Genomic DNA, 17,584 nt, shown 5'->3' on the forward strand with positions numbered 1-17,584 from the left:
CAGCCACCCCAAGTCACTCTACTGTTAAAGTGTCGAATTTTACCAGTGGAGGTTTGAAAGGATGCTAGCAATGTCTGAAATTAATTGTATCAAAACTTTAAGAAATGAAAAAGGATTGTCTATTTCTAAAATTGCAGAAACTATGAATGTAAATTGGCGTACCGCCAAAAAGTATGGTGATGGCAATCAGTTACCTCAAGAAAAAAAGCATATTAAAAAAGGGATGATGTACGAAGAAAAATGGGGAGAAATCGTTATAGACTGGCTTGAAGAAGATCTCAAACTAAAGAAAAAACTACGTCGAACAAATAAAAAAATAGTTGCGGATTTAAAAAGGATGGGGTTTAAAGGATCGTATCGAACGGTCTGTAACTTTATTCAAGAATGGCGTGCGACAGAAGATGATGAAGTAAGTAAAGGGCATGAGCGATTACAACATCCAGAAGGTGAAGCGCAACTAGATTTTGGCGTAATGGAGGCTGTTCAAGACGGAGAGATTGTCGATGTTCATGTTTTAGTTATGACGTTCCCAGCTAGTAATACTGGTTTTGCGATACCGATGCCTGGAGAAAATTTGGAGTGTTTCCTAGGTGGGTTACAAGAGCTGTTTAAGCAAGCTGGTGGAGTGCCAATTAGTATTCGAATTGACAATTTAACACCTGCGGTCAAAAAAGTACGCAAAGGTGATACAGAAGCTGAATTAACAGAAGCATTTCGCCATTTCCAAAACTATTATGGCTTTAAAGTGCAAGTGTGCAATCCATCCAGAGGTAATGAAAAAGGAAATGTGGAAAATAAAGTAGGCTATGTACGATATAACTTCTTTAGCTTACCACCAGTCATAAAAGACTTTGAAGATTTAACGGAACAATTAAAGCAACAACTGAAGGAAGATCGTGACCGACCACATTATGAAAAAGAAGAACTCATTGAGGATTTATGGCAGCAAGAGCAAAAGCAATTAATAAAATTACCAGAAGATCCGTATCCAGTATTTAAGCAGTTTCCGATTAAGTTTAATAAGTATAATGAGTTTAAGTTAGACAAGCATTTTATTCATGTGCCTAGAGCGCGTAACTATGTGCAGTTATATTGCATTACGTATTGGGATTCATTCAAAGTGATTACAAATGAGGGAGAAATTTTATTATCAGATGCAAGACCTTATATGAAGAAACGACGTTTCATTCCATGGAAAGATATTTTAAAAGATTGGTTAAAAAAGCCTCGTGTTATTGGGCATTCACGTTATACCCCTTATTTACCGACTCGTATAAAGGAGTATTTAACAGTTCCATCCTTGGCATTAAGGAAACAGCGTCTAAATGAATTACTCACTCTTTTAGTGACTCATGATATGAAAGAAATTGACCAGAATTTTTATGAACTTATTGGAAAAAATAGCGATGATCAAGAACATCCTTACGGTGTAAAATGGACTGATTATGATGCGCTATCTCCTAAAGGAATGGAGGCTTCAAGTCATGAATAATGCCATTTTACAATTGTGTAAGCAATTGCGGTTAGCTCATATCGCTGAAGCAATACATGATGTTCCATTTACAACACCTGAAGAATATATTTACCAACTTTTATTAAAAGAACAAGATGGTCGGGAACAAGCAAGGATCGCAAGAAACTTAAAGAATGCCCGATTTATCGATACGAAAACATTAGAGGGCTACGAATGGCACAAAGATATTTGTTTACCTAGTCATCTATCGAAAGAAGAACTAGTGCAGCTCGATTTTATTCGAAGAAAAGAGAATGTAATTCTAGTAGGGGCGCCTGGAACTGGTAAAACACATTTAGCTTCAGCACTGGGTAGAAAAGCTTGTGAGCAAGGTTTTGAAGTACGTTTTTATCGAGTTTCGCATTTAGTAGAAGAATTGGAACAGGCTTTACATGTGGGGAAATTAAAGCAATTTCGAAATAAATTAGAGAAAATTGATTTAATGATATTGGATGAAATGGGTTATCTTCCATTTGGTAAAGAAGGAGCGGAGTTACTTTTTCAAATCATTTCTGAATTTTACGAACAGAAGAGTTTGATTATCACGTCAAATTTAGAATTTAGTCAGTGGAATCGTATTTTTTCAGATTCACGTTTAACGGCAGCTCTGGTGGATCGTTTGATTCACCATGCCCATATTATTTCTTATACGGGACAGAGCTTCCGTTTAGCCAATGCGTTGTCGAGAAAACAGTAAAAATATTGGGTGGCAACACTCTGTATTTTTCATTGCAATTCTCTGCATTTTTATCTTGCAAAATACACCTCCGTTTGATAGCTAGTTTATTTTTAATATTTGTTTCAGTATACAAGATTCATAGGCTATTAAAATAGTGGAAATTAATCTAAGAAATACATCTTCCGACTTTTATAAACATAGTAAGGAGGAATCGATTATGAATATCCTTTCTGAAAAGGAATTTGAGGATATTTTCGTTATACAACCTTAGTTAATCGAGGAAGGACTGGATTATTAGAAAGGCAAGGTCAATTAATAGATGAACTGATTTAATCTTCGCCGATAATAACGGGAATATCTTATTAACTAAGTAGGGTGGAGGGAACCACCTGAAAGGAGTGTACATGCTAAAGGAATGGCAAGGATATATTGTAAATTATGAATTAAAAAGTAATCATGTGAAATCTATTTAGGAACGATTGGGTGTCAAGGTTATGTTTTGATTTCCTAAAATAAGTTGAATTTGTTATCCGTTATTCAAGAATTGGATGTATTTATTTAAGACCGTGTTTTTTTCTTAATAGGCCAGATTGTTGAGTAAAATCATTATTGATATAGGATTGATTATGCAAGGTGAAACCTACCAAAATAATGGTAAAGCAGGGAGTAAAAGTTTCACAGGGTACAAGGTTTTGAAAAGGGATTAAAACCAAAGAGGCCGTCATTAATAGACGGTCTCTTTTTGTGGAGATTAGAGAGCTCTATGTTGGACTGAATATTCAAGCTTTGAACTAGAATGATGCATTTTAATTTATGATTTAATTTTTAAAATTATTTCTTTCTTATAGAGAATGTTTTTTCTAATTGTTATCTCTGCAATAAAAAGATTAAGAATCCAAGATAACCAGACTGCTATCATATAGGCATTTCCATAGGGAAAATTCATTGCGTTATGAGTAATGGCTACGATTATATAAATAGTCATATTCGCAAAAGAAAGAAAGAAACTTCGAATGATCCATTGACTATGTAAGATTACATTTTGTCTCTTAATATACCAAAACCCTAGGATAGTTGTGCCGAGCCATAATGTATTTAAAATTAGAAACCCGATTGTACTTGGCCATCCCCCTGTTGCAAAGAATGAGACATAAACTCCGGGAATGAAATTTATGATGATAGACAAGACATATAATCGGCCATTCCAGCGGTGAAACTTGATAGATTTTATGCGTATTCTTTTTATCACACCTAATGGGCCTGTGAGAAGCGCAATAATAGCCAGCAAAATATGAATTCGAATCATTACTATCCATAGGGATTTATCTGTCAGAATTAGATCCTTTCTAGAAATAAATTTTTCAAAAGTAGGATCAACCATAAAATTCTTTGAAAAAGTATGAAATACCCATAGGATTGGGATAAATAAAATGGTTATTCGAATGAAATTTTTCATTTGCTTTTCCTCCATTTCTGCTTAGGAAAATAAACCGCGGTTAGTCATAGTAAAGACAACAGCCATGATGAAGAGAAAGGTAATCCAGCTATACCAATTTAACTTTGAGATATTCTCTACTAATTTGTTCTCAGGGTACTTTGAGAGAATAATCCTTTTTAGATTTCTATGCATCATTCCAATCGCGCCACCAATCAGGACAAGCAGCACAATTGCAATCCCCACCCATAATATTGAAGGATAGGATGAATAACCAAAGCTCATCCATCCTCCTGAAATCATCAAAAGAACTAATGCATAATGACCTGCTCGCATAAAGCTCAAAGTCGTTCTAAGGACTGTCTTTAATTCATTGCCCGTTCGAGAAGAAATGGTATGAATGATAAAAGGTAAAGTAAGGAAGCTTCCTAAAAATAAAGCACTAACAACATGAATAAATACAAGGAATGAATACATAGTTATATATTCCTTTTAAGTAAGACGGTGTCCAATTAATTTTGAAGAGGGAAGCATACCAGCCTTTACTTCACCAATCATTTGGTTTCCATCTATCGAAACGCTAAACTTTAAAGTAAGCCTCATTGGCTTTGTTACTTTCATGGACCACTTTAATTGATTCCCTTCAAGGAAAGGGTTGTCTAAAGAAACAATCTCTTCTCCTTGCTTCGCAGTTCCGACTATTTGACCATCATTAGTAGATAAATCTATTAATACAGAAAGCTTTCCTATAGGGGTGGAAATGATGGTATCCCATTTTCCTTGAAAATCCCATATTTCATTTGATTGAATAGTGGAAGGTTGTCTTGTAGCTTCAACTGTATTTTCATGTTTACTTTCTTTAGGCACGTTTCCTTCAGCCTTCCAAATCGTCCCCCTTCGTTCGTGTTCAAATAATTGCTCAATAGCATGCGCAATTTGGGGACCTAACTCTCGTTCAACTAAGTAAAGGGCAACATCTAATCCCGATGTCACACCACCTCCAGTGATGAGATTGCCATCATCAACGACTCGTGCATTAACGGGAATAGCACCTGTGGCACTTAAAAGGTCCATTCCCATATGATGGGTAACAGCATGCCGTCCTTCTAATAAACCATCCATAGCTAATATGCAAGAACCACCGCAAACTGTTGCTAGCAAAATATCTGGCTTCATCATAGCTTCTTTTAATAAATGACTTAATTCTGTTTCTGTTGCTTGTTGTAATTTAACTGGAACCGAATCTGATCCATTATCATGAACAGAACCGGATGCCCCCGGAATAAGAATGATTCCTTTACGGCTTAAATCAAGTTTTTCACTTGCTTGAATTTGTAAATGATTTACACCACTTGTCACCAAACGTTTCCCTTCAGCAGATACAAGTTTAACGGTTACTTCCTCGTTTGAGTACATCGCTGCAGCGGTAAACACTTCATAAGGTGCAATAGCGTCTAATAAATCAAATCCATCAAACAACACAATTTGGATATGCATACATATTTCCTCCGTTAAAAATAAATTTGAGACCCATTACATCTTTATTTTGTAAGCGGATTTTTCAGTCTATCATATTCCGTCTCGGTCAGTTCCCCCTTAATTACTAGGTCTTTAAGACGGTCCGTTTGCTTGTTATCTCTACAACGATAGCGTATGGCAAATATGCGAACTGCTACAAAACAAAATAGTGTAAGGCAAAATAAAGCGCCAAATGGAAAGAAAGAGAAAGTGTTATCCATTTGTAATTCCTCCTTTAAAATAGTTAAGTATGGCGTGAAGCCTGCTAAATGTTCCACAATGAAAGAATATCCTTTGAATGTCTCAAATGAAGGTATAAAATAATCACAAAATAATCACAATCCATTAGAAAACTTTATCTTTATTAAAAAAATGATAAACTAAAATCAAATTTCATTTGTTAGGTTGCTATATAGAGGGAGTTTATCTGAGGAAAGGTGGGATTTTTGTGAAGGAGGAGCAGACAATTTTAGTTGTTGACGATGATAAGAGCATTGTTGAATTATTGAGGGATTTCTTAGAGAATGAAGGCTTTAATGTGAATACTGCTAATGACTCTTCACAGGCACTTGTCGTCCTAGAGCAAAATACCATTGATTGCATTGTTCTTGATGTAATGATGCCGGGACAAAATGGTTTTGAGTTATGTCGGCAGATTCGTATGAAAAACAACGTACCGATTCTTTTTTTGAGTGCTTTAAGTGATGATGTAGATAAGATTCGCGGTTTAGCACTTGGAGGAGACGATTATATAATTAAAACCGCTTCGCCGGGTGAAATTGTTGCAAGAGTGAAGGCTGTATTACGACGCTCCAGTTCTCAGCAAGAATTGAAGAGGAAGGTCCTGGATTATGGAAGGCTCTCGTTGGATTTGTCGACAAGAGAAGTTTTTGTGGAAGAGCAGCCCATCTCACTAACACCGAAAGAGTATGATTTGCTGCAATTGTTTGCAGAACATCCGAAATATGTATTTTCTTACGACCAATTACTGAATAAATTTTGGGAAGGAATTGGTGACAAACATACAATTCGAGTCCATCTAAGTCGACTTCGGGAGAAAATTGAGGCTGATCCAAATAATCCACAATTTATCGTCAACGTATGGGGGATAGGCTATCGTTTCAAAGGAGAATAAAATGAAAACCATTCGTATTCGTAAGTTTACCATTCTCTGCTTATTTATTATCCTGACTTTTCCATGGATATTTTATGTGGGGGCGCATTTTCTTGAAACTAAATCGTTCAATCTTGGCATTCAAGCCGATTCAAAAATGACTCAAATTATTGCAGTAATTTCTGGTCTACTATTGTCCTTTTTGATTGTTGCCTATACAATGCGAAGATATATTCTCATTCCTCTGGAGAAAATGAGCGCAAGTGCTAGGCAGATTGCAGAAGGGGATTTGGATATTCAGTTACCTTCCTCAAAGATTTCAGAAATTGCTGAGGTCCATGATGGTTTTCATGTAATGGTAGATAGTTTAAAAAAATCTTATCAGAAACAGATAGAATTGGAAGATGAACGGAGATTTGTGATTGCTGCAGTTGCGCATGATTTACGGACACCATTATTTGCCTTGAGGGGCTATTTAGAAGGTTTAGAGCAAGGCATTGCTGATTCACCTGAAAAACAAGCAAAGTATCTGCAAGTTTGTAAGGAAAAGTCTGCACAATTGGACCGACTTGTAGAGGACCTTTTCACATTTACAAAAACAGAATTATTAGAGACGGAATTCAAAAAAAATACGGTAGACCTTTCAATTGTTTTACAGAGGTCGATTGACAGTGTTAGTCCATTAGCTCACCAGAAGCATGTATCGATTATTATGCATCAATTTGGTGAGGAGTGTGTAGTCATTGGTGATGCGCACTTATTGGAGCGAGCCATGAACAATTTATTGGATAATGCGGTCAAGTTTACACCCTGCCATGGGAAGATTTTTGTAGAATGCTATAAGAATGGCAACAATGTGATCTTTACCATTAAAGATACAGGTGAGGGTTTCTCTTCAGATGAGTTGGAGCGGGTTTTTGAACCATTATATCGTGGGGAAGTATCAAGAAATCGTTTAACTGGGGGAGTTGGGCTGGGCATGACGATTTCAAAGAAAATCATTAAGCAACACGGAGGTGACCTTGTCGCAGCTAACCATTCAGATGGAGGTGCACTCCTAAGTGGCTCGATACCCTTGGCAAACAGTTCTTTCTAGTCTCATACTTGAAAGCTTTATTTGACTATCCTGGTTAACTGATTCCTTTTGTCTAGACACACTCTTTCTAAGAAATTTTTTGCTTTACCAACAAACTAGCAGTGAACCGTATCATAAATAATTATTGAATTATTCAACAATTGGGCGCTTTCCTTCAGTTGAAGTGACCCCAAAAAGTTAGACATTATATTAAATTAAGCAGCTATGGAGGATTGAATTCGGTATTGTGAACTGCGCCCCATTTTGTAGACAGTTTAATAAAAAGGGATGTAGTTGTTCTTACGCTGCGATTAGATGACTTCGGTAAGTTGCCGGAGTCATCTTTTTTAATGTCCATTGCTTTCTTGTATGGTTGTAATGATTCATGTAATCCATCACAAGTGTATGTAATTCTGCTAAACTTTCTGCTTCTTTATAATCTATTTCATCTTTTAAATGCCCAAAGAATTATTCCATCGGTGCGTTGTCCAAACAGTTTCCTCTACGAGACATGGATTGACGAAGCCCCATTTCTTTTACACGCTGCTGAAATTGAGGTGCGTATAATGGACACCTTGATCAGAATGAATCATTGCTTCTGGATGGAGGTTTTTATCTAAATGGGCTTCCAACTTCTCGAGTGCCTTGTAAACAATGGACATCTTGAGTGTTGTCGACAACTCATACGCTACAATTTCTCGTGTAGCCACATCTTTTACGCACGATAAATAAGCCGTTTGCCCACCTCGATATGGAAGATAGGTAATGTCGGTTAAAAATACTTTTCCTGGTTCGTCCTGCTTAAATTCACGCTTTAAATGGTTCGGAATACGACGGTGTGCTTCCGTTGCCTTTTCTATCTGGCGATATGGATTCGCTCGTCGTACTTTCGCATATAAATTGAATTTGCGCATCAGACGAAGAATCTTTTTATGGTTCATCGGTTTGTCCAATACATCTACTAATGCCATATAAAACCCACGGTAACCGATTTTTCCTTTCGCTTCGTCATAGATTGATTTTAATAATATGTAATCTTGATAGTCCGATTCTTCACGTAACGCATGTTTCTCCATATTTTGAAGCCATTTATAGTAACCACTTGGAATGACATTCGCTACTTGGCACAGATAGCGTGTTAGATTTTTTAGTTGATACAGTCGAACCGTTTCATTGATTACTTGATACTTCTCTTTCGGGGTTAAATACGATTCTTCTTCGCCTGCCTTTCCATTTCCTCGAGCTTTTTTAGAAGGGCCAATTCAGCCTCTAATAATCGAATACGTGCTTCTGCTTTCTCCAGCTTTTTATCAGCCGATAAGTTTTCTGTCCGTGGTCGACCTGTACTTCCTTTTCCTCGACGTTCCTCTGAAAATCCCTTTTCACCATAGGTTTGAAACGTTTTCTTCCAACGATTCAATGCACTTTGAGCTTTCTTCAGCCCAATGACTTCTAAATCAAATCCGGCTTCTCTAAAAATTTGGGCCGGTCCTTTACCTTGTAAGTTTTCCTGAACAGCTTTTAATTTGCATTCCGCTGTATATTGAATGGCGCAATCAGATACTGAAGCGACATTTGGATTCGCTTCAATTTGTCTGCGTTGATGTTCGTTAAAAATTATTTTACTCATAGTGTTCTCCCGTTCCTAAATCGTATGGTTAGTATAACGGGGTTTTCTAGTGATGAAAATAGAAAAACCCCGAATAGGTCCACTTTTTTTAAAGTGTCCACTATTCGGGGTTCAGTTCAATTTTTTTCTGGACACCCTTTTTTTAGGTTCTGAAATATCTTTCTTACGTAAGAAAAACGTTATGATTCAAGAGAAGTTCTTTTATTTAAAAAATGCCTCTGTTGTTTTCACTGTTGCATAAGTGCCATTTAATGCGGCCATAAATGCATAATGAACATGATCAGCGGGAATGATTTTATCTTCAATTTGTAATGTTGTTGTTGCACAAGCATCTTCAATCACTTGGCATGTATATCCGTGTTCGACTGCTGAACGTACTGTTGCATCAATACACATATGTGACATCATACCGCAAACGACTAGTTCTTTAACCCCTTGCTCTTGTAGTTTTTCATGTAAGTTTGTATTGAAGAAGCTATTCGGCATATGTTTTTCTATGACTGTCTCGCCTTCTAATGGGCGTACTGACTCATGAATTTCGACACCTTCTGTATTTGGATGGAAAAAAGGAGCCACTTCACCTTCTGTGATATGCTGTACATGAAAGATTGGTGCACCTGTTTGTCTAAAGTGTGTTAGCAGTTTCGCAGCTTTTTGTGCTGCTTGCTCAGGGTTTGTTAAAGTCATCTTTCCATTTGGAAAATAATCATTTTGGATATCAATTACTAATAAAGCAGTTGTCATTTTCTTCACCTCTTAAAATTTTGTATAGTATAAGGATATACATATTTGAATGAATTTTCGATGGTCTCATGAAATACTATCAGTCAAAACTTTTTCACTGTGAAAGGAGTTACTATGCAAATTGATTCAGTTGATGTTCAAATTCTACAATTATTAAATAAAAACGCTCGGATACAATGGAAAGAAATTGGTGAAAAAATCCATATGACAGGACAGGCGGTAGGCAATCGTATCAAAAAAATGGAAGATAACGGCATCATCAAAGCATATTCAATTGTGATTGATGAATTGAAGATGGGGGTTTCTTTTACAGCTTTTGTTATCTTTTTCATGAATGCAAATACGCATGATGATTTATTGAAATTTATCGCTACTCGTAATGAAATTAGCGAAGCACATCGTGTTTCAGGAGATGCATGTTATCATCTGAAAATAACGGTTCGTTCACAAGAAGCTTTAAATCACCTTTTGAATGATTTATTGAAATATGGAAACTATCAGCTTTATTTGTCTATTAAGGAAGTAAAAAAGCATTATAATGCGTCATTAGTGTCTGATGAATAACGTTTTGTAGTCATCATGTATCAATAGAAAGGCAGTTACTAAATTAAGTATAAAAAAGCCCTAGCTTGGTAGGTACTTACCATCCTTTTTGAGACAATAAGAAAACACCCTACTTTACAGTTAGTTGGCGGTATTTTACCGGCGATTGGCTGTTTAGTTTCGTTTGAATACGGATATTGTTATAATAATTTATATAGTTTTCGACGATTTGGATCACATGCGCATTCGTTGTGCGATTGATTCCGTCGAGATAGAACGTTTCAGACTTTAGCGAGGAGTGAAACGTTTCAATTGGAGAATTATCAGCGGGCGTGCCTTTACGAGACATGCTCATGGTAATTCTTTTTTCTTTTACTGCCTTTTGATAGTCATAGGACGTATATACAGAACCTTGATCGCTATGCAGGATACAGCCTTCAGGTAATTCTGGTAGCTGATTTAATGTATCTAAAACAAACTCTGTATCTTGAGTAAATCCGATTGTACGCGCTACAATCTCGCCATTAAAGACATCTAGAATACTTGAAAGATACATCATTGATTGACCAAAAGGCAAGTAGGTAATATCTGTTACTAACTTTTCAAATGGTGCTTCCGCTGTAAATTCACGATTTAATAAATTCGGTGCGACGTATGCTGGTTGTCCAGTGCTTTTACGTTTCTTCACTTTTACTCGACACTGCCAATTATATTTTTGCATTACTTACTGTATTTTCACTTATCGGTTCTCCATAAATGCTTGTGATTTTTCGGTATCCGTATCGATATTTATGAAGTTTACACAACTCACCAATTCTCTTATCCCGAATATCTTTCTTTGTTTCAACGTTATTATTCTTTTTCCAACGATAATAAGATGATCTACCTACCCCCAAGTGGTCACAGATTTCACCAATTGTCATGACTTCTTTTAGTTCTTCTACCAATTGCACAACTATTCTTGGCACCACTTCCTTTCCAATTCTGCGTACTTTTTTAAAACTTCAATTTGTTGCTTTAAATAACGATTCTCAGCCTTTAATTTAGCTGTTTCATTTTCATATTCTGGTCCTTTACCAAAGGTATATTGCTTTCCAACTGGCTGTTCAAGGCGATGAAGTTCTCCATTTCGATACCACTTCATCCACGTTTTTAGTTGTGTATAATTTCGAATATTCAATTCTTCTAAAACTTGATTAACAGGTATTCCTGCTAACCTCATTTCGATTGCTTTCATTTTAATTTCTACTGGATAACTAACTCTTGTTCCCATAGAAAAAACACCTCCACGTTGGATTTATAGGTTTAATACCCGTTTTTCAACGAAAGGTGTTTTTATTTGTCTCATTTTTTTAGGTCAGTGCGAGCCCACTAAGGGTTTTTTATAGGCAATAATGACAAAAAAGTCTCTGGTAATAAAAAATTTAAATTACTAGAGACTTTTTTGTAGTATTTTTTAAAGTTTCTTTCTTTTTGCAGTGCCCTCTTTATAAGGGATGCGTCTTATTTAATTTAAGAAAAACAATTTCCTCACATTGAAACTTTTGCCATAATTAAAATTTAAGATAGTAGTGCTCGAAACTCTAGATTCTAATCTTACGGAGGAATCACCAATGTATTCTAATATACATTATAAAGTAGAAATGAAGAAAACGTATAAAAAAATTCTTACAGTAGTTTTAATATGGATTTTATTATTTGCAGGTATCATTGGTTACGGAATATATTGGCTTTTCTTTGATTGGGGTAGATTTAAAGACGAATTAATTAATCAATCCACTTCTCCAAATGGGACATATACAATCAATGCTTATTTATCTAAGGAGGTGCTACAGTTTCATATGCAGTGTTGGGGGAATTAGTTTTAAATAAAGAAAATAAAAGGACAAAGAAAATCTATTGGCGATATCGAGAGGAAAATGCAACTATTGAATGGTTAGATGATAGTACAGTGATTATAAATAATGTACAACTAGAATTACCTCACGAAACTTATGATTATAGAAGTGGGATTAATTAATACACACTGTTAATAGTTAAGTATAAACGGAATAAAGCTTTGATATATCAACATTTATAGAGGATGATTTTATAAATGAAAAAGCTAATGAGCATAATAATTTGTTGTATATTTTTATCTGGTTGTGCAGGTTTGGGGGATTACGATATCGATTTACCTGGTAATTATTCAGTTATTAGAACCTCTGCAAATGAAGTTACCATTGCCCAAAAAACTGAAGAAGGCTGGTGGGGCGAAGATTTAATACCTTCTAAGGTTGTAGAAGTAGGATGGAATAATCGTTTTATTTATTGTAAACAAATAGAACCTTCTACTGAAGAAGATTATTACTGGATTCTAAACATAGATTCTGAAGAAATTGAAGGGCCATTAGAATACGATGAATTTGTTAGTAAACTAGGGGAGTATAGTATTGGTGAAATAGAACTAAAAGAAGTTGAAAGTTTAAGAAAATAACTCCAACCATTTAATAACTTTTTAAAATATATGGTTAGACTGTATTAAACAATCAGTCGCTTTCCTGAATAAGGAAAGTGCATTTTTCATTAAAGGGGCATTTAATGGAGTAATCTCCTTGAATTAACTCTTAGTAATGATAATAATGATTGATTACTAACTTGTGTGGAAATTACTGTATAATTAAATAAGCGGTCTATTATCTATGAAGGGTACCTTTAGGAAAATGTAGATTTTTGCCTTTATTTCTGCTAGTAAAATGAGGGAAGATGGAAGTGATTTTTGATGAAAATATTCGAGGCAAATCAAGCTTGCAAGGAAATTGATGGAATAATGATTCTTAAAGAAGTCTCTTTAAGTATTTCACAAGGTGAAAAAGTGGCAATCACCGGAACTAATGGATCAGGGAAAAGCAGCCTTTTAAAACTCATTGGGGGTATATTTGAAGAAACTGCCGGGCAAGTGAAGAGATCTCAAATTAACATAGGATATGTACCTGAACACTTTCCAGAAAGTATCCGATTCAAATTAAAAGACTATTTAATGTTAATGGGTAAAATGACTTGTAAATGGGATGAAGGAATTTTAAAAAGAATTGAGAATTATGCTGAGCTGTTTGCAATTACAGACTTTCTAACCACCCCTTTGAAGAATTGTTCAAAAGGGACAAAGCAGAAAGCCGGAATTATCCAGGCATTGCTGAAGAATCCTGATCTATTATTATTGGACGAGCCGCTAACTGGGTTAGATGATAAAGCAAAAATCGAGCTTTTGAATCAGCTAAATTCTCTCCAAGGGAGAAAAACGATTATTTTTACTGCACATGATCCACTACTAATTGAAGGATTAGCCGATAGGGTTTTAACTGTAGAGAGTGGAAGAATTGTCTACGATGCTGCAAAAATCAAAAAGGAAAAATTTAGATACATAAGAGCAAGTATCCCCACTAAAGAGATAATAACAGAGATTCCGTCTATTAGACATAAATTTATAGGGAAAGATTCTGTTGAAATAATTGTTTCAGCGAAAGAGTCTGATAAGATATTAGCCATGTTGCTTCAAAGAGGATGTTCAATATTTGAATTAACAGAGAAGAGGTAGTAAGTTGTCAGCTTTTATCCGTTACCAAATAATAAGCTATGTTCGTTCATTAAAATTTATCCCACCCGTTGTTATTTTTTTTGCATGGGTGTTTATTTTATATGCCTATAAAAATGTGCCAATACTTAGCAGTTACGCAGTATCATCTATTGTAATGTACTTAATTATGACATGGATTACAATGTCCATTTTTACATTGGATGAAGAAAGCGAAAAGCATATCTTAATATCTCATCTTAAAAGAAAAGTGAGTTACTTATTTGGCAAATGGCTAACTATTCTAATAGTAATGATACCTTTACTTTTGTTTGCAATTTTTTTCCCAATCATAACAGATAGCTTCAAAGGGAATATGTCAATTCAGCTATATGCTTATGCATTTTACAGCCATTTGGTCTTTATGGCATTTGGGATATTAGTAGGAACCCTATTTTCCGCTACTAAACTTGCAACAAAAAAATACGCCTGGCTTTCGTCTGTATTTATAATCGTAGTTTCACTCGCCTCAAAATCAATTATCGAAATATCATTGTTTTTTAAATGGATTTTGTGGGTCTTCCCTCCCGTGTTCAAGGTGATAGGGTATATGGAAGGCGAAGATCAAGTACTAATAAATACACCAGTAATAATCGATAGTATTTTTGTAGTTAGTTATCTAATCATCGGAGCTGTCATGTTAGTTCCTCTTTTTATAAAAAAAGAAAGTTAGTTGCTTTACTAACTTATGAATATTTGTAAAAGCTATACAGTATATATGATGTTCAATTAAAAGGCCGCAATTCTTGAAGAGTAATTGAACCTTTTTCAGTTATAGGGCCAGATTGCTTAACAAGAACGAAACTTTGGAATACTTGAAATGTATGTTTTACAATCGATGATACGTAACAATTCTCTACACATTTTAATCTTAGCAGCAATCGTTTATCATCCGAATTCAGGAAGAGTTTTACTTCCAAAGCGTTAGAAGCTGCCGGCGCAATTCTGATTAATGCAAGAGTCGTTGAAGATCTCCTCGACTATTGAGTGGGGGAGGCGTAACTTCGGGACTTGACGTATCCTTGTATTTAGTTGAGCGTGAGTTAGGTCCTCAAATCGCGAATGCCGTAGAAAGGTTATTCGAGTACGAGCGAAGAGGTACGGTGTGGAAAGCGAAAGGAATATCACCGATCAACTTTACGACGAATCAGGAAGTTCCGAAGAAGTGATCGTTCCAAATGCGAATAAGTTTTGAAATTTAAGGTTCTGCTCTTCAACAACTGGGCGCCATTCTTGAGGAAGTGGCGCTCGTTTTGCAGTTTAGGTCCATTTAAAGGAATAAATGACTTAAAATAATTGGATATTTATGTTAATGTTTAAGGGAAATTGGAAGAAATGTACTTAAACTTACAAGCAGGTTAGTGGAAAAAAGAAATGGAGAGGAAATATGAATCCAAACAAATATTATCTTATAGGTTCTTTGTTAATTCTTTCGGGAACAATTTTGTTAGGTATTATGCATTTAGCAATTGCAACGTACATACCAAATCTTACAGGTTGGAGCTATCCTCCTGGAAAATTTGCTACAGTACTTAATGAAATAATGGGGTGGTTTCCGTATATTTTAGGTATTGTTCAAATTTTAATTGGGACAATATTGGTTTGGAATTCACTGTCGAAACATAACTAAATTAAGTAATTGTTATTGCACTAAAGAGTCGCTTTAATTGAATAAAGAACTTCAACAATCGGATCAGATTGTGGAGGAAAGTAAACATATATTTTTATTTAATGCAATTGAGGTTGTAAAGGATTACACTTAAACTAACGTTGTATTTAGTTGGACAGGTTTTATAAATAATTAATTATAGTATGTTTTGATTACAGATCAAAACATACTTTTTTTTATCTTTATATCTTTGTTAGTTTTAAATTTAAATAATTGAAACTTTTAATAATTTAGGAAAAATGATAAAGTTGAAACTTTTGTTTTATCTAGATCACTCTAATTAGTGAGAGGAGGGAATGATGATACGATGAAACATAATCCAAATACTGTACAACGGGCGATAGATGGAGACGTTGAAGCCTTTGAAGAACTGCTTTTTAAAGAAGAAAAAATGTTATATTACAAAGCGCTTTCTTACGTTAGAAAAAAAGAGGATGCTTTAGATGCTATTCAAGAAACAGCGTATAATGCATTCCTTGCGATAAAACAATTGCGAAATCCAGAATATTTTTCAACTTGGCTGTTTAGAATTTTAATTCGCGAATGTTATCGGCTATTAAGAGAAAGAGACCAAGTGTTTCCTTATGAGAATAGCGAATTATTGAAGAAATTAGATCAAAAACAGGACGAAGAGATAGAATCTTTTCATTTAAGTGAGGCGCTATCGAGGTTGAATTCGTCCTATCAAACATCCATCATCTTGTTTTACTATCATGACCTGTCCATTAAAGATATTTCCGAGATTATGGAGGTTCCGGTTGGTACAGTAAAAACGAATTTACGTAGAGCTAAGAAAAAATTAAAAAGTGAGTTAGAGAGGAGTTATCAATTAAATGAAAAAGTCACATGATCCATTTAAGGAGTTTCCACAAGATGAAGTTCGTTCAGCTATTCGTTCGGGAATAATTCAAGCTAAAGAGCATTCAAATACAAAGCATATTAAAGTGGGTCATTGGAGAAGAAAAGCAACCTACGCTTTAAGCTGTGTGGCAGCTGTTTTTGCAATATTGCTTGGTTCGTCTTACTACTCTCCTGCATTGGCAAACAGTTTGTCTCATATACCGATTATCGGTTCTATTTTCGGGAATTCGGATATAGTCGGTTTACAACGAGCCCAAGAAAATGGGTTAATAAATGAAATAGGCGAGACACAGACGATTAATGGGATTTCCGTTACGCTTAATGAAATTCTATACGATCAAAATAATATTACGATAGGTCTTTTAATCGAATCGGAGAAGTACCTTGAGCCAGATTATTTTGGTTCAGGGATGGACTATACAATTAATGGAAAGTTGCCTAGCAATTCTACTGGGAGCTATGGAGAAGAGAAACTTTCGTCAACAACTCGGACTGCCATTCAAGAAATCAATATAACTGAAGAGATGCCGGAAAAGTTCGAACTTGGGTTAATATTACGGGGTGAGAATGGAGAGAAGTGGTATTTCACAACTCCTGTTAAAAAAATTACTGATATTTATAAAATTCCTGTTTACCATACACAGTCAGTTGATGGCTTGAATCTAACTGTAACAGAAATATCTTATAGTGAAACAGGTTTAAGTATTGCCTATGAGAGTTCTGAAGAGGAAGTTGATTTTGACCTAAGTCGTGGAGGATATATTGAATTCCTTGTAGTAGATCAAGATGGAAATGAAATTACAGGCCGCTCGGGTGGAGTTTCAGGGGAAAGGGTTAAGGATAGAATAGTGTTTAAAAGTAATAAACAATTTGATCCCGTGGGGTCTCCTGTTACTGAATTGACAATCACTCCTTACTTAGTCATTCCGTCGAGCGGGGGAGGAGTAGAAATTGACGAAAACGGCGAGGAAAAAGAGTTAGAATTAAAAGGTGATTCTATAAAGTCGGTTGAGTTTGACTCCTTTAAAGTGAATATTCCACAATAAATTATTGTTTAAAAAGAGCTGATATTAAGCTCTTTTTTTCATAATTTAGGTAAATAATTAATTTTACTGCAGCCATGTTAGTTCCTCTAGAAGGTTAGCAGATGTACTATCTTTTGAATGTTAATAAAGTCTTATCATAAATGT

The 17,584-nt window shown here is 35.3% G+C and carries 17 protein-coding genes and 3 pseudogenes; 14 read left to right on the forward strand and 6 right to left on the reverse strand.

Translation table 11 applies throughout. The features are described 5' to 3' along the window. Positions 1 to 61 precede the first annotated feature (61 nt). Both istA and istB read left to right on the forward strand, forming a co-directional pair. On the forward strand, positions 62 to 1,492 hold the full coding sequence (istA, locus tag MKY04_RS05780) for an IS21 family transposase (RefSeq protein WP_346234451.1): 1,431 nt from the start codon (positions 62 to 64) through the stop codon (positions 1,490 to 1,492). Next, positions 1,485 to 2,210 (forward strand): IS21-like element helper ATPase IstB, encoded by a 726-nt coding sequence (gene istB, locus MKY04_RS05785; RefSeq protein WP_036180664.1) that lies wholly within the window; start codon positions 1,485 to 1,487, stop codon positions 2,208 to 2,210. The genes istA and istB overlap by 8 nt, the downstream gene beginning before the upstream one ends. Before the next feature lie 793 nt (positions 2,211 to 3,003). Here the strand turns inward: istB and MKY04_RS05790 are convergent. From MKY04_RS05790 to MKY04_RS05800, 3 genes are read right to left on the reverse strand one after another with little or no spacing between them, the layout of a single operon-like run. Beyond that, positions 3,004 to 3,648 carry a DUF2306 domain-containing protein gene (locus MKY04_RS05790; RefSeq protein WP_346235508.1) on the reverse strand — a complete coding sequence of 215 codons (645 nt, stop codon included), beginning with the start codon at positions 3,646 to 3,648 and terminating at the stop codon, positions 3,004 to 3,006. Between the two features lie 21 nt (positions 3,649 to 3,669). Continuing rightward, entirely contained in the window at positions 3,670 to 4,104 is a 435-nt protein-coding gene (locus MKY04_RS05795; protein ID WP_126295980.1) for a hypothetical protein, read from the reverse strand. A gap of 15 nt (positions 4,105 to 4,119) precedes the next feature. Next, positions 4,120 to 5,124: a DJ-1/PfpI family protein gene (locus tag MKY04_RS05800; protein ID WP_346235509.1), complete on the reverse strand. Its 1,005-nt coding sequence runs from the start codon at positions 5,122 to 5,124 to the stop codon at positions 4,120 to 4,122. Between the two features lie 469 nt (positions 5,125 to 5,593). Between MKY04_RS05800 and MKY04_RS05805 the strand changes: the two genes are divergently transcribed. After that, positions 5,594 to 6,280 (forward strand): response regulator transcription factor, encoded by a 687-nt coding sequence (locus MKY04_RS05805; RefSeq protein ID WP_126295977.1) that lies wholly within the window; start codon positions 5,594 to 5,596, stop codon positions 6,278 to 6,280. Between the two features lies 1 nt (position 6,281). After that, positions 6,282 to 7,355: a HAMP domain-containing sensor histidine kinase gene (locus tag MKY04_RS05810; protein ID WP_346235510.1), complete on the forward strand. Its 1,074-nt coding sequence runs from the start codon at positions 6,282 to 6,284 to the stop codon at positions 7,353 to 7,355. 279 nt (positions 7,356 to 7,634) lie between these two features. On the opposite strand, the pseudogene MKY04_RS05815 reads toward MKY04_RS05810, so the two are convergent. Together MKY04_RS05815 and MKY04_RS05820 are read right to left on the reverse strand one after the other, a co-directional pair. Next, positions 7,635 to 8,964 (reverse strand): annotated as a pseudogene (locus tag MKY04_RS05815) (IS3 family transposase). A 201-nt stretch (positions 8,965 to 9,165) separates the two neighbouring features. Continuing rightward, on the reverse strand, positions 9,166 to 9,708 hold the full coding sequence (locus MKY04_RS05820; RefSeq protein ID WP_126295975.1) for a cysteine hydrolase family protein: 543 nt from the start codon (positions 9,706 to 9,708) through the stop codon (positions 9,166 to 9,168). Positions 9,709 to 9,822: 114 nt separating this feature from the next. On the opposite strand from MKY04_RS05820, the gene MKY04_RS05825 reads away from it, so the two are divergent. Further along, positions 9,823 to 10,272: an Lrp/AsnC family transcriptional regulator gene (locus MKY04_RS05825; protein WP_126295974.1), complete on the forward strand. Its 450-nt coding sequence runs from the start codon at positions 9,823 to 9,825 to the stop codon at positions 10,270 to 10,272. A 109-nt stretch (positions 10,273 to 10,381) separates the two neighbouring features. On the opposite strand, the pseudogene MKY04_RS05830 reads toward MKY04_RS05825, so the two are convergent. After that, positions 10,382 to 11,524: pseudogene (locus MKY04_RS05830) on the reverse strand (IS3 family transposase). Positions 11,525 to 11,864: 340 nt separating this feature from the next. Between MKY04_RS05830 and MKY04_RS05835 the strand changes: the two are divergent. The 9 genes and pseudogenes from MKY04_RS05835 to MKY04_RS05875 all read left to right on the forward strand — a co-directional run bounded on the left by MKY04_RS05835 (position 11,865) and on the right by MKY04_RS05875 (position 17,440). Further along, positions 11,865 to 12,113 (forward strand): DUF5412 family protein, encoded by a 249-nt coding sequence (locus tag MKY04_RS05835; protein WP_281274639.1) that lies wholly within the window; start codon positions 11,865 to 11,867, stop codon positions 12,111 to 12,113. Further along, complete coding sequence (locus tag MKY04_RS05840; protein ID WP_346235511.1) at positions 12,098 to 12,271, forward strand: DUF5412 family protein; 174 nt, start codon at positions 12,098 to 12,100, stop codon at positions 12,269 to 12,271. The genes MKY04_RS05835 and MKY04_RS05840 overlap by 16 nt, the downstream gene beginning before the upstream one ends. 75 nt (positions 12,272 to 12,346) lie before the next feature. Beyond that, a complete protein-coding gene (locus MKY04_RS05845; protein WP_346235512.1) occupies positions 12,347 to 12,727 on the forward strand; it encodes a DUF3997 domain-containing protein in 381 nt (126 codons plus the stop codon). A gap of 285 nt (positions 12,728 to 13,012) precedes the next feature. Then, a complete protein-coding gene (locus tag MKY04_RS05850) occupies positions 13,013 to 13,828 on the forward strand; it encodes an ATP-binding cassette domain-containing protein (RefSeq protein WP_346235513.1) in 816 nt (271 codons plus the stop codon). Between the two features lie 4 nt (positions 13,829 to 13,832). Continuing rightward, positions 13,833 to 14,537, forward strand: coding sequence for a hypothetical protein (locus MKY04_RS05855; RefSeq protein ID WP_126296069.1), 705 nt, complete (start codon positions 13,833 to 13,835; stop codon positions 14,535 to 14,537). A 251-nt stretch (positions 14,538 to 14,788) separates the two neighbouring features. Continuing rightward, a pseudogene (locus tag MKY04_RS05860) lies at positions 14,789 to 15,033 on the forward strand (DJ-1/PfpI family protein); the annotation flags it as partial. 218 nt (positions 15,034 to 15,251) lie between these two features. After that, entirely contained in the window at positions 15,252 to 15,494 is a 243-nt protein-coding gene (locus MKY04_RS05865; protein WP_126296068.1) for a hypothetical protein, read from the forward strand. Between the two features lie 346 nt (positions 15,495 to 15,840). Continuing rightward, complete coding sequence (locus MKY04_RS05870; protein WP_126296067.1) at positions 15,841 to 16,383, forward strand: sigma-70 family RNA polymerase sigma factor; 543 nt, start codon at positions 15,841 to 15,843, stop codon at positions 16,381 to 16,383. Beyond that, positions 16,367 to 17,440, forward strand: coding sequence for a DUF4179 domain-containing protein (locus MKY04_RS05875; protein ID WP_126296066.1), 1,074 nt, complete (start codon positions 16,367 to 16,369; stop codon positions 17,438 to 17,440). The genes MKY04_RS05870 and MKY04_RS05875 overlap by 17 nt, the downstream gene beginning before the upstream one ends. Positions 17,441 to 17,584: the final 144 nt, after the last annotated feature.

Source organism: Lysinibacillus telephonicus (genome assembly GCF_039654155.1).
In the GTDB taxonomy this organism is placed as follows: Bacteria; Bacillota; Bacilli; order Bacillales_A; family Planococcaceae; genus Ureibacillus; species Ureibacillus telephonicus.

Excerpts from the sequence above, each read along its gene's own strand:
- istA (WP_346234451.1), top strand. The coding sequence starts at position 62 with ATGCTAGCAATGTCTGAAATTAATTGTATCAAAACTTTAAGAAATGAA.
- istB (WP_036180664.1), top strand. The coding sequence starts at position 1,485 with ATGAATAATGCCATTTTACAATTGTGTAAGCAATTGCGGTTAGCTCAT.
- MKY04_RS05790 (WP_346235508.1), bottom strand. The coding sequence starts at position 3,648 with ATGAAAAATTTCATTCGAATAACCATTTTATTTATCCCAATCCTATGG.
- MKY04_RS05795 (WP_126295980.1), bottom strand. The coding sequence starts at position 4,104 with ATGTATTCATTCCTTGTATTTATTCATGTTGTTAGTGCTTTATTTTTA.
- MKY04_RS05800 (WP_346235509.1), bottom strand. The coding sequence starts at position 5,124 with ATGCATATCCAAATTGTGTTGTTTGATGGATTTGATTTATTAGACGCT.
- MKY04_RS05810 (WP_346235510.1), top strand. The coding sequence starts at position 6,282 with ATGAAAACCATTCGTATTCGTAAGTTTACCATTCTCTGCTTATTTATT.
- MKY04_RS05820 (WP_126295975.1), bottom strand. The coding sequence starts at position 9,708 with ATGACAACTGCTTTATTAGTAATTGATATCCAAAATGATTATTTTCCA.
- MKY04_RS05825 (WP_126295974.1), top strand. The coding sequence starts at position 9,823 with ATGCAAATTGATTCAGTTGATGTTCAAATTCTACAATTATTAAATAAA.
- MKY04_RS05835 (WP_281274639.1), top strand. The coding sequence starts at position 11,865 with ATGTATTCTAATATACATTATAAAGTAGAAATGAAGAAAACGTATAAA.
- MKY04_RS05845 (WP_346235512.1), top strand. The coding sequence starts at position 12,347 with ATGAAAAAGCTAATGAGCATAATAATTTGTTGTATATTTTTATCTGGT.
- MKY04_RS05850 (WP_346235513.1), top strand. The coding sequence starts at position 13,013 with ATGAAAATATTCGAGGCAAATCAAGCTTGCAAGGAAATTGATGGAATA.
- MKY04_RS05865 (WP_126296068.1), top strand. The coding sequence starts at position 15,252 with ATGAATCCAAACAAATATTATCTTATAGGTTCTTTGTTAATTCTTTCG.
- MKY04_RS05870 (WP_126296067.1), top strand. The coding sequence starts at position 15,841 with ATGAAACATAATCCAAATACTGTACAACGGGCGATAGATGGAGACGTT.
- MKY04_RS05875 (WP_126296066.1), top strand. The coding sequence starts at position 16,367 with ATGAAAAAGTCACATGATCCATTTAAGGAGTTTCCACAAGATGAAGTT.